Origin of the sequence: Dyadobacter koreensis, assembly GCF_900108855.1 — a bacterium.
GTDB lineage: Bacteria > Bacteroidota > Bacteroidia > Cytophagales > Spirosomataceae > Dyadobacter > Dyadobacter koreensis.
This window is the reverse complement of record NZ_FNXY01000010.1, coordinates 215,933-228,116: the sequence shown is the minus strand read 5'-3', so window position 1 is coordinate 228,116 and position 12,184 is coordinate 215,933. Positions and strand designations below refer to the sequence as shown.

Genomic DNA, 12,184 nt, shown 5'->3' with positions numbered 1-12,184 from the left:
TAATTCTGGAATGAATCAACCAAAAAACCCTAGTCGGTATTTACTGTTCAGTGTGTTATTAATTGCAGTGGATCAATTGTCAAAAATTCTGGTCTATAAGTATATGGAACCAGGTTTTTCAGGACAGATCTTGCTGGTCGGAAACTGGCTTAAACTGCATTACGTACTGAATCCCGGCATGGCTTTTGGCATGCAGCTTGGTCATGAATACGGTAAATTATTCCTTACACTGTTCCGTTTACTTGCTATGTGTGCGATTGGGTGGTACCTGGTTCATTTGGCTCGCAGCGGTGCATCCAAAGGGTTATTATGGGCGTTGTCTATGATTCTTGCCGGTGCCGTGGGAAACGTAATCGATAGCACGTTTTATGGTGTATTTCTTGACAATGCTCCATACGGATCACCAACTCCGTGGTTTCACGGGCAGGTTATCGATATGATTTTTGTGGATTTCTGGGAAGGATTTATTCCTGAATGGGTTCCTCTCTGGGGTGGACAATATTATTCTACTCCTATCTTTAATATTGCTGATTCATGTATTTTTCTGGGTGTCTGTAGTATTCTGATTTTCCAGGGGCATTTTTATAATCTGGACGAAGAAGTTCATCCGGCAACCACGAAAAATGATTCAGAAAACCTGGAGGTTACGCCCGAACCACATTTACCTCTTGACACTGAACCCACCATTCCTACGGAAGAATCTTCAAAAAACGAGTTGGATATGACTACTAACTTTGCAAATTCCGATATTCCCAAGAACATTGATCCGCAGGAAAGCGATCCTCCCAGGGAAATCGATTTACGAAAAGAAGAAAACAAAAACGAGAGCCTTTAAGCTCTCGTTTTTGTTTTACGCATGTTATTTATCCCGCCTCCAAGATTATTCATCTTTTTCCAGAGGCATGAAATCTTTGAAAGTCTTTTTAATTGCAGCATCGATTTTCTTTTCATCATAACCAGCTGCCTTCTTGTTTTCCCAATTCGCATCCAGTTCAAGAGCTACTAACCCACTCAGGTTCATCAGCGCTTTAAATTCATCCAGTTTACGAACAAAATCCGGAGAACGCCTGGCTGATTTCTGAGCATATTCACGGGCAAAAACATCTCCCTTATTCTGCAACTCGTTTTTCTTCTGCATTACATAGTTAAAGCGGTCCAGCAAACCATTGGTTGATTTACCAATAACCTCGGTAGCTTCAAGCGTTCCCAAAGTGGCCACAGTAGTTCCTCCCAACGTTGTGATATAACCTCTCGTATCCTGATTTGTTTTGGCAATTACAGGTGCCAAACCCGTGGTAGCTCCCAAAGACGCATTTATTAACGAACGACTCCTCTTGCCTTTCTTAGCTCTTCCATATGCCTTTTTAAGCTCACCCTCCTTCTCTTTCATCTGTTCAAGCAAACTCCAAGCATTTATCAATCCGCCGCGGTAGAGACCGTAAACATACGCATCACGCTCGGCTTCGTTCACCGTATTCTCAATCAAAAACCTTAATGTTCTTTCCTTCTTGTTTTGCGCTTTGTCCAACACGTAAAACGTGATATTGAATGCCAGTGAATCAAAAGGGTCTTTTACAAAATCATAACCCGGCTCCCAAATGAATTCATAACTTGTCGGCGCATTTTTTACCAAAGCCGAAGATGGAACATTTTTATTTTCAGAAACAAAGCCAAATTCAGCAATATCATCATCACCATTTGGATCCGACAAAGTAAATTTTAAATTGATCCTGTTATTCTCTTTACTGCGTACTAACTGACTTTGCGGTACAATTTTAAAATCAGGTTCAAGATCCATTTGGGTAACTTCCAGCTTCAGCCGCCCTTTTGTCCGTGTTTTCGACGGTTGGTCTTCCACATAGAATTCAATATATCTTGGGCCTTTTTTCAACAAGTTAAATTGGGTTGTAGATGGATCCCAAATAATTTCACCAGCAGCCGTCATTTTCATACCTTCCGGCATACCATCCAAAACAGGGATAAAAACAACAGGATCTCCATCGAGATCACGCACTGAATTCATATCAATCTGATAGGTGTTCTGGGTTTTATACTGAACATAAAAAGGTTTCAGTTCATCGACCTCGGGGGCACGGTTGACGTGCATAATTTTGAAGGCAACCTGCTGGGAAACCGTTTCACCAGCCTGATTTGTAGCTTCGAAAACGATAGGCCATAATTTCACAGTATTAATACGGTCGGCCATTTCATAAGTCGGCGTCCAGACAAAATGACCCAAAGAGTCAAACTTCATATCTTTTCTATATCCGCTCGAAATACTGTAACGAACAGAATCACTTTTCCCCCCTCTTACCTGTAAATGAAAGTTGATCTCTTTGCCTTCCTCCAAAGTGTTCCAGTCAGCCTCTCTCGGAAAAATCAGCTGAAATGATGATCCGCCTCCGCTATTTTGTGCATTATCCTGTGCCACAACCGGATATGAAAAAAACGCAGTTAACGTGAGTATGAGAAAGTAAAAGATATTTTTAAAAACCATAATTGCAGAAATATAATTTATTTTATGAGCTTAGGGATGTAGATTCCATAACGCAAAATTAACAAATCCTGTATGCTTAACGTTCTGAATACTTCTGTTTTTTTAAAAGCGTATTTTTTGGCGCCACTACATTGTCTCCTTTTTGCATTTTTTAAATACAACCACTTGTGAAAGTATTTGTATCTCAGTAGAAAATGAATTTATGAAAATAAAACCTCCCAAAACAAATACCGGGGAACAGTCCATAAAAGACTATTCCCCGGTAGTATAAAACAATTCTAAAATTAAAAAACTACTTCTTCTTATTTCTTCTTAGGAGTAGTTGCAGGCGTTGTTGCAGCTGGTTTGGTAGCGGCAGGCGCTGCCGTAGTTGTTGCTGGTTTAGCAGCAGGAGCAGCAGCTTCTACCTTGTCAGGATCAACTCCTAATTTTCTTAAGATCAGATTCGTTGCATTGTTTTCTTCAGAAGCGGCGAACAAAATGATTGGCGTCGTTCCTTGTCCTGCATCCATGTTCAGGATATAAAGAAACCCGTTTTCTTTTCCAACATCCTGAATTGCGTTGTTAACCTTCGTCAGGATTGGTTCAAGCAACTGCTGTTGTTTAGTTTGCAAAGACTGCTGAGCATTTGTTTGCATTTCCTGAATACGAGTCTGAAGGTTTTGCAACTCTTTTTCTTTATCCGCACGGATCACGTCAGTCATCTGAGCGCCGTTTTTCTGATAAGCCTCGTATTTTTCCTGAGCTTCTTTATAAGTTTCGCCAATCGCTTTGTCAAGCTGTGCTTTTGTAACTTCAATCTGGTTTTGCATTACTTTGCTTTCAGGCAACTTGCTGATCACGTAGTCTACATTGGTATATCCAATTTTAGTAAGACCGCTTGCAGCAGGAGTAGTTTGTGCCAAAAGAGGAGTACTAAGCATGGCCATTGCGACCATAAACACTATCAATTTTTGTTTCATTGTTTTGTTACTATTTAAGTTTATTGGTTGTACTTTTTTGTTTAGGGGAGCTCTCTTTTGGTGCTACCGTGGATTCATCTTTCACTGTCTTTTCTTTCGCAATACCTTTGGCAGGTTGGGCATCAATTCCCAATTCCTCCATAATGTAGTCAGAATAGTCATGTTTGGGATTTGAATAAATCATGCCGACATCACTCGATTTGTCAAACATGAAGTCAAGCCTTTTCTGCATACAAATTTTAGAAACTGCCCTTTGCACTTTCTCCATTACCGGTTTCATCAGCTCCTTCTTCTTTTGGAAAAGTAAACCTTCCATACCAAATATCTTGCTGTTGTATTCTCTTGCTTCCAGTTCCTTTTCCTTTATTTCTGCCTGGCGCTTTCTTTTAAGATCATCCGTCAGCAAAACTTCCTCTGCCATATAGGCACGCTGCATTCTACTGACTTCCGCAAACTTGTCCTGAATTTCCTTTGCCCACTTTTCGGAAAATTTCTTCATTTCCGTTTGTGCCTGCTGATATTCGGGCATTTTACTGGTAATATACTCCATATCGGTATAACCGAATTTCTGAGCCATTCCCTGTCCGATCGAAATAACGGACAAAACTAGTAAAATTATAATGTTCTTCATGCCAAGCCGCTAATAATTTAAATAGGTTTAACGAAAAGCGATCTATAATATTATCTGATCTGCTGACCGATTGTAAAGTGGAATTGCGCACCACTTTTCTGAGTCGAGCCCTGGATGGTGTCAAATCCATAACCCCAGTCGATACCTAACAGACCGAAAGCAGGCATAAAAATACGGGCACCCACACCGGCAGATCTCTTCAGATCAAAAGGATTAAATTCTTTATAACTTCCCCAGTTGTTACCACCTTCGGCAAAACCCAGAATGAAAATTGTGGCCTGCGGATTTAGAGAAACAGGGTAACGAAGCTCCATTACATATTTGTTGTAAACGATACCTCCACCTGATGCCGGGAAACCGCTCTGCGTCAATGGCCCAACCTTTTGATCTTCGTAACCACGAAGACCAATAATATCCTGGTCAGCCAGTGAAAACGAACCTTGTCCCGCCAAACCTGACCCGCCGACAATAAACCGTCCGAATTTACTAAAGTCCAGTTTCTTGTTGTATCTACCCAGATAACCCATGTGCGTTCTAGCACTCAAAACAAGCTTTCCTGTGATGGTTGCATAGTACGTCGCGTCAAACATCCATTTGTGGTATTCTACCCAACGGTAAGTGTCGCTGATATCCTTGTAATCATTCTTGCGAAGTGCAGAATAAGGAGGCGTCAACGTCATGCTTAAAGAGATGTTCGAACCGCTTCTTGGGAATTGGAAATCACTTAATGTATTTCTTGAAATCGTTGTATTGAATGATACGTTGTTTGAAACCCCATTGTTATACCCAATGCGGAAGATATCCAAACTATCAAGACGATAACGCTGGTATGACAAAGAGTGAGTCAAAACAAGGTTACGGTCCGGCTCTTTCAAACGACGTCCAAGCGAAAATGTAACACCGGTGTTGTAATAACCTCCACGGTAGCTAAGGCTCCCGCTTCCACCAGTTGAATAAATATTGTTATAATTTGCAACGCGATAAACTGTGTGCTGCAAAGAAACACCGAAGTTGATCGGTTTTTTTCCACCAAGCCATGGCTCACTGAAAGACATTGAATAGGTCTGATATTGCTTACCATTTGCCTGGAAACGAAGAGACAATTTCTGACCGTCACCTGATGGAAGCGGTCTCCATGTTTCACGGTTCGGAATGTTACGCAACGAGAAATTATTGAAAACAAGACCCAACGTGCCTACAAAACCGATATAACCACCCCAACCTCCGGAAAGCTCAATCTGGTCGGACGGTTTTTCTTCCACGTTCCATTCGATATCTACCGTTCCATCCTGAGGATTTGGAATCGGGTTTGGAGCAATTTTCTCAGGGTTGAAATAGCCCATTTGAGAAAGCTGGCGCTGCGTGTTGATTATTTCCGTTTTACTGAATTTCTGTCCCGGCAACGTGAAAAGTTCACGCAAAACCACACGGTCACTGGTCTTTGTATTACCATTCAGAATAATACGGTTGATCGTTGCCTGCTTGCCTTCAAACATACGAAGTTCAACATCAATCGAATCCCCTTCAACCGCTTTTTCAGTTGGTTCAATACGGAAATATAGATAACCGTCATCCATGTATATCGAGCTGATATCATTACCAGGAATCCCGTTAATTTTCTTGTCAAGTTCTTCCGGATTGTAGACATCTCCTTTGTTGATCCCTAACTTTTCACCCAATGCTTTTGATGGATATAAGTAGTTACCAGTCCAGGTAATGTTGCGGTAAAAGTACTTTTTACCTTCATCAATCTTCATGTTGATGCTAATCGTTTCGCCATTACTTTTAATCGTATCGAACTCAATCGTAGCGTCACGGTAACCGTTTTTACGGTAGTAAGCAATAAGTTTTTCCTTATCCTCGTCGTATTTTTTAGGAATATATTTTGATGGATTAAACAATCGGCCAATGCGTTTCTGCTTTGTTCCCTTCATCTTACGTTTCAGGGTTGTGCTGCTGATATCCGTATTGCCTTCAATATTGATCTTTTCAATTTTAACTTTACTTCCTTTGTTAATTGTAAAGTTAAGCGTCGCCTGACCACGTGTAGAATCCGGAATTTGCACCACCTTCACCTTGGTGTTGTAAAAGCCCTTATCCATATAATACTTCTTGATAACAAGCTGCGTATTTTTTATTACCGTCGGCGTAATTACACGTCCTTTGATCAACTTTACTTTATCGTTAAGCGTTTCTCGTTCTCCTTTGCGGACTCCTGAAAAAGATACTTTGTAAAGTCTCGGGCGCTCCTTGATATGAATATTCAGCCAGATTTTCTCACCTTCTACTTTGGTTGCAGCGATTTCTACATCATCCAATGTACCAAAATCCATCATTCTTTTAATAGAAGATGGAATTGCCGGACCCGGAACACGGATTTTATCACCAGGTTTAAGGCCTGAGATAGAAACCATCGAATTCGGATCCAGAAACTGAGTTCCTGAAACCGTAACTTCTGCAATAGTATATTCTTTTGGATTGGCAGGATCGATTCCCATATTGGCAGATGAAGGAGCAGGTTTTGCATTGCTTCCCAATCCGATTTTTTGCGCCTCAACCGAAAAACACCAGCATAACAATACTCCTGTTAGTGCCCAATTACTCTGTACGAATGTTTTTATAAAGTTTCTCACCAGGTTCATATAATTCTACTTAGCTCCATTCGCTTTTACTTGTTCACCGGTTTTACCAAAACGCCGTTCCGTTTTCTGGTATGCCAAAATTGCCTGATAAAGATGATCCTTGCGGAAATCGGGCCAAAAAAGGTCTTCGTAAAAATACAGCTCGGCATAAGCCAGCTGCCACAATAGAAAGTTACTTATCCGGTGATCGCCACCAGTACGTAACATCAGATCAACTTCCGGCCTGTCTTCTGTGGAAAGATTTTTAGTCAACAAAGTTTCATTGATGTCTTCCGGCTTGATATTTCCCATCTGTACTTCTGCCGCGATTTTTCTGGTCGCCTGCAGAATGTCCCATTTTCCACTGTAACCCAGTGCGAGAATTAAATTAAGCCCTGTATTTTGACGGGTAGCTTCGATCGCTTCGTTCAGTTGGTTTTGACAACTTCCCGGCAAGCTTGCCATATCACCGATGGTATCCAGCCTTACATTATTTTTCTGCATGGTTGGAAGCTCATTACGGATAGACTGTACCAGCAATTCCATTAAAGCGCGAACTTCAAACTGAGGGCGAGCCCAGTTTTCTGTTGAAAATGCGTAAAGCGTCAGGTAGGATACTCCGAGCTCTGCACAACCTTCGGTAACCTCTCTTACTGCCTTAATTGCATTACGATGGCCGAAAACACGTGCCGCTCCCTGGTTCTGTGCCCACCGACCGTTACCATCCATGATAACGGCTATGTGCTTCGGCAGATTGCCCGAATCAATGAGTTCTTTCATTATATCTGAACTCTTTTAACCTTTTTTAACAAAAACAAACGAACCATTATACGCCGATCTTATAAATTCTATTTGATGTTTTTTGAAATTCGACATGTAATGCATACCATCTGCTCCATTCAGGTACGCAGATTGTGATGCGATTGTGTCGAAAAATATTAAATTTCAACAACAAAAATTTGAGCCTAGAACACAAATGTACTGATAAACAGTACATTAAAGCAATTACTCAGACGTCGGATTTTAACAAGGGCGCAATTTAGGAATAAGTATGCCGTCTTCAAAATCAATATTTTAAACAGCACACCCGGTTGCAAGGTTATTAATTATCAAGAAGATGGCGGATGACTTCCCCGTAAGTGCTTCCGCTTTGCAGTTGAGACACCTTCTTATCACGCATAACAACGACGTATTTTCCGTTGAAGTGCTTCTGAATTTCTTTGATGTGATGAGAATTAACGATGCCCGCTCTGCTGATTCGCAGGAAATGCGTCGGCAGCTTTTCTTCGAGTGAAGTCAGTGTGTAATTGAGAAGATATTTTTGTCCGTCCAGCGTGTTTAGAAAAACATACTTTTCTTCCGCCTCAAAATGCGTAATTTCAGTGAGGGGTATCAGCAGAATTTTGTCTCCGGATTTGACCGACAAAGAAAATATTTCCTTCTTAGGCTTCATTTCTTCCAGCAGACGTAAAAGATTGTCCGAATAGGGGTTATGACTTTCTCCCGTCTTGAAACCAGCCTGAAGAATATTTCGGATCTTTTCGATCGTTTTTAAAAGTCTGTCATTTTCGACAGGTTTTAATAGATAGTCCACCGAGTTTTCCTCGAATGCCCGGATCGCATATTGATCATACGCTGTTGAAAAAACAACCAGCGGCATTTTTGTAAGCTTTGCCAACATTTCAAAACCGTTCAGAAGCGGCATTTCTATATCAAGAAAGATCACGTCAGGATTGTGTTTGTCAATTTCAAGCAAACCTTCCGCGCCGTTTTTAGCCTCGGCTACAATGATAAAAGTTTCCTGATGTTTTTCGAGCAATCTTCTCAGCCTGCTAAGCGCTAAAGGTTCATCGTCGATCAATATTGTTTTAAGAGGGAAATTCATTTTTATTATTATTTCGTGTTGACAGGACCGCAGATCTTAACAATTATTTTACAGAAGACTTCAAAAGAAGCTTTTACTCATTTTCTTCGTGTCCTTTCTCGATGGCCGTTTTTAAAATCGAAATGTTAACCGATTTACCGGGCTCGTTATGAAGTTCAAGTTTCGCGTCGTCGCCGTATAACAATTTCATTTTTTCCTGGATACTGCGGATACCATAACCAGCGCCCATGGTATCTGAGAACAAAGGGCCGTTGTCGTGCACACAAAGATGCAGCCACCCATTTTCCTCATAAATTTTCACAATAATTTTCCCCTGATCCGCCAATTTTGCAATACCATGTTTGATCGCATTTTCTACAATAGGCTGCAATATAAACTTCGGTACCTGGAGATGTTTAAGTACAGGGTTTGACACTTCAACTTCAAATTGAAGCCTGTCGCCAAACCTGACCTTCTCAACCTGCAGATAGGTTTGAACCATTTCAAGTTCATTTTCAATGGTATCAAAGTAATCCCGGTTCTTACGGCCTGTGGTATAACGGAAAAGTTTCGATAACAGCAGCGTCATTTCCTCAGCTTTGTCCGGATCTTCGTGAACAAGGCTGGCGATACTATTTAACGAATTGTATAAAAAATGAGGATTGATCCTGGCTTGTAAAGCATCCAGTTCAGCTCTTGTTTTCAGCTTTTCCAGATTCAGCAGCTGATATTCCTGATCCGATATTTTGCGGGACAATTGCCTCCCCTGCCGTGCCAGATAATAAAAAACGTTGGCAATAATGATGGGTCCGACTGTATACCAATACCATGCATTATTTTGAACCGCGGCCGCCGGATCTTGAACCTTAAGCGCCTGAAATATACTTTTTCCAAAAAGATAGTACATCCCGGCTGCCAAGCTCATATGAAAAAGTGAAATGATCAAACTCAAAACCAAATGACGAAAAAATATCTTTTCGATCATGGAATCCAGCCAGATTGCCAGATTTTGGGCGATCAAAACGGTGAAGACGCCACCAATAACATTTTGAGCGATCAAATATTGATTCAGCTGAACCCGGAGCGGATTGGAGGTGTAAATAATTTCCAGTGTAAAATATAAAATGGCGCTCGTTCCATATAACATCAGTGCTCCGATGAAAGCGGCGACCACAGTTCCTACCCAGCTCTGGCTTTGGATCAGGCCGATCAGGTTGAGATCCTGCCAGTTGAAAGATTTACCCTGAGAGGAAAAACTGAAATTCGCACCCTCAATCTTCGCACCGGTCATATCGGTATCGGTCAGACTGCTGAAACTCATATCAGCATTTGTCAGATCAGCATTTCGAAAAGTAGCTTTTTCCAGTGAAGCAAAACGAATTTTGGCATTGCGAAGATTAGAGCCATCGAAATTTATTCCTTCAAGGCTCGAAAAGCTGAAATCAGCACCTTCCAGATCCATATTACTAAAATCTTTTCCCTCAAGCGAGGTGCCAGTCATGCGCAAAGGCTTCTTTTTATTTTCCATATAATATTCAACATCTCTCAGTATCGTTTGTCATAAAAGCACCTGTTCTCCAAAAGCCGAAAATAAAAAAGCTTCACAACTGATACACTTTGTCTTTTATTGACACAAATCTATCAGCCATGAAGCCTTTTCGTTATTGAATTCCGACGAACTGCGCTTTAATGCAGCATGAACTTCGAAACAATGGAAATGAATATCGAATCGGAATTCTACAATTCTTCCAGAATTAAGTCTTTCCAACGAACTTTTATACCGCCGCCTGAGTGAATCTGAAGCGCGATTGAGCCATTTGCAGCACCAATTTTTGCATCATCAAAATCAACCATTGCATTGCCGTTTAACCAGGTTTGAACTTTAGGTCCAACCACGCGTATTCTCAATGTATTCCATTCACCCATTTTAAGGAATCCTTCTTTTTCGTCAGGAATTTTTACAAGCCACTCGCGGCCATAAGATTCGTAAACACCACCCGTATCGTGATTCGGCGGAGCAACTTCAACCTGCCATCCTGCTACCTTTGTTCCTTCGACTGTTGATCTGAAAAATACGCCGCTGTTTCCATTTGCCTCCTGTTTAAATTTCAGAGACAGGTCAAAATCTTTATAAAATTTGTCCGTCGTCAGGTAGCCATATTCTTTATCAGGGCCACTTTCACAGATCAGTTCGCCTTTTTCGGCATACCATTTTTCGGTACCATTGATTTTCCAGCCGGTTAAATCTTTACCGTTGAACAATTTTACAGTCTTCTTTTTAGTTACAGTTCTGTCCTCCCGAATGACGAGAAAGGCAGAGCTTGTGAACAGAATTACCGCACAGCATGCGGCCAAAAACTTAAACTTTAACATGTTTTCTTGGGATTAGGATTAAAAAAAATTAGTTTAACAATTCACCAAACTACATTTTCAATTAGTTTTACAAAAATTAAACCGATTCGAAGCTATGAAAAAAATCAACTTTATAGGGCGTTACGTGGCATTTTTTTTGTCTGTCACAGTATTTACCAGCATAGTAACATCCTGCAAAGAAAATGATGACGATATTGTTAAGCCGAAAACAATTACGGATGTAATTATGCAAAACGATGAGTTTTCGATACTTAGAGAAATTATTTTAGACAATAACCTCAGTGATGAGTTTAGGACAGAAAATCTAACGCTTTTTGCTCCCAACAATGCAGCTTTTATTAATTCGTCTGTAACTGCGGCCATGGTTAATGCCTTACCTGATTCTTTGGCTAGAAAATTTGTATTTAAACATAGCCTTAAAGGGAAGATACGATATGAAGAGCTTAAAGAGCAGACATACGATGGCTATATTGCCGGTGATAGTCTCATTGTAAAAAAAGCATCTATATCTGATACATCCTTGACGATCAACGGTGCAACTGTCAGTACCAAAAATATTAATGCAGACAATGGAATAATTCAGGTAGTAAGCAGAGTTTTAGTACCTGTCAGATAATCTTGAATTCTCAAAAAGTAAAGGCCTGCAGTCTACGACAACAGGCCTTTACTTTTTGAAATACCTCGTTTTTTAAAACTGCTCTGTGTGAGCAAAAAAGAAGTTACCTTCGATTTGAGCATTTTCATCAGAATCAGAACCGTGAATTGCATTTGCTTCAATTGATTTGGCAAACAATTTACGGATTGTTCCTTCGTCTGCATTTGCAGGATTCGTCGCACCGATTAATGTACGGAAATCAGCCACAGCATTTTCTTTTTCAAGAATCATCGGAACAATAGGTCCTGATGACATGTATGCACATAAATCGTTATAGAAAGGTCTTTCTTTATGTACTGCATAAAATTCTCCTGCTCGCTCGGGAGTTAATTTTGTTTTCTTTAAGGCCACAACACGGAATCCCGCTGCCTCGATCATTTTGATAATAGAACCTGAGTTCCCGTCTAATACGGCATCAGGCTTGATCATCGTGAAGGTCTTATTGGTTGACATACAGTTTGCTATAATTTATTTGGCTGTAAAACTACAATTTTCATTTTATATAGCCAGCAATTCTGCAAGGAACCTCGTTTCAGCACAAAAACATTGGCGTTGGAATAAGCCTTTAGTACTCAACATTA

The 12,184-nt window shown here is 40.6% G+C and carries 11 protein-coding genes; 2 read left to right on the top strand and 9 right to left on the bottom strand.

Annotated elements, in window-relative coordinates:
- The first annotated feature begins 10 nt into the window (after positions 1-10).
- A complete protein-coding gene (locus BMY70_RS27890) occupies positions 11-835 on the top strand; it encodes a lipoprotein signal peptidase (RefSeq protein ID WP_090341245.1) in 825 nt (274 codons plus the stop codon).
- Between the two features lie 45 nt (positions 836-880).
- Here BMY70_RS27890 and BMY70_RS27885 read toward each other — a convergent pair whose 3' ends face one another.
- The 8 genes from BMY70_RS27885 to BMY70_RS27850 all read right to left on the bottom strand — a co-directional run bounded on the left by BMY70_RS27885 (position 881) and on the right by BMY70_RS27850 (position 10,948).
- A complete protein-coding gene (locus BMY70_RS27885) occupies positions 881-2,497 on the bottom strand; it encodes a hypothetical protein (protein ID WP_090341243.1) in 1,617 nt (538 codons plus the stop codon).
- Positions 2,498-2,799: 302 nt separating this feature from the next.
- Complete coding sequence (locus BMY70_RS27880) at positions 2,800-3,459, bottom strand: OmpH/Skp family outer membrane protein (RefSeq protein WP_090341241.1); 660 nt, start codon at positions 3,457-3,459, stop codon at positions 2,800-2,802.
- 10 nt (positions 3,460-3,469) lie between these two features.
- Complete coding sequence (locus tag BMY70_RS27875; protein ID WP_090341239.1) at positions 3,470-4,090, bottom strand: OmpH/Skp family outer membrane protein; 621 nt, start codon at positions 4,088-4,090, stop codon at positions 3,470-3,472.
- A gap of 50 nt (positions 4,091-4,140) precedes the next feature.
- Complete coding sequence (gene bamA, locus BMY70_RS27870) at positions 4,141-6,732, bottom strand: outer membrane protein assembly factor BamA (RefSeq protein ID WP_090341237.1); 2,592 nt, start codon at positions 6,730-6,732, stop codon at positions 4,141-4,143.
- Positions 6,733-6,738: 6 nt separating this feature from the next.
- Positions 6,739-7,491, bottom strand: coding sequence for an undecaprenyl pyrophosphate synthase (uppS, locus tag BMY70_RS27865; protein ID WP_090341235.1), 753 nt, complete (start codon positions 7,489-7,491; stop codon positions 6,739-6,741).
- A gap of 322 nt (positions 7,492-7,813) precedes the next feature.
- Positions 7,814-8,596: a LytR/AlgR family response regulator transcription factor gene (locus tag BMY70_RS27860; protein ID WP_090341233.1), complete on the bottom strand. Its 783-nt coding sequence runs from the start codon at positions 8,594-8,596 to the stop codon at positions 7,814-7,816.
- 73 nt (positions 8,597-8,669) lie between these two features.
- On the bottom strand, positions 8,670-10,103 hold the full coding sequence (locus tag BMY70_RS27855) for a histidine kinase (protein WP_090341231.1): 1,434 nt from the start codon (positions 10,101-10,103) through the stop codon (positions 8,670-8,672).
- 209 nt (positions 10,104-10,312) lie between these two features.
- Entirely contained in the window at positions 10,313-10,948 is a 636-nt protein-coding gene (locus BMY70_RS27850; RefSeq protein WP_090341229.1) for a 3-keto-disaccharide hydrolase, read from the bottom strand.
- 94 nt (positions 10,949-11,042) lie between these two features.
- Between BMY70_RS27850 and BMY70_RS27845 the strand changes: the two genes are divergently transcribed.
- Entirely contained in the window at positions 11,043-11,564 is a 522-nt protein-coding gene (locus BMY70_RS27845) for a fasciclin domain-containing protein (RefSeq protein WP_090341228.1), read from the top strand.
- A 72-nt stretch (positions 11,565-11,636) separates the two neighbouring features.
- Here the strand turns inward: BMY70_RS27845 and BMY70_RS27840 are convergent, their stop codons facing one another.
- On the bottom strand, positions 11,637-12,056 hold the full coding sequence (locus BMY70_RS27840) for a nucleoside-diphosphate kinase (protein WP_090341227.1): 420 nt from the start codon (positions 12,054-12,056) through the stop codon (positions 11,637-11,639).
- Positions 12,057-12,184 lie beyond the last annotated feature (128 nt).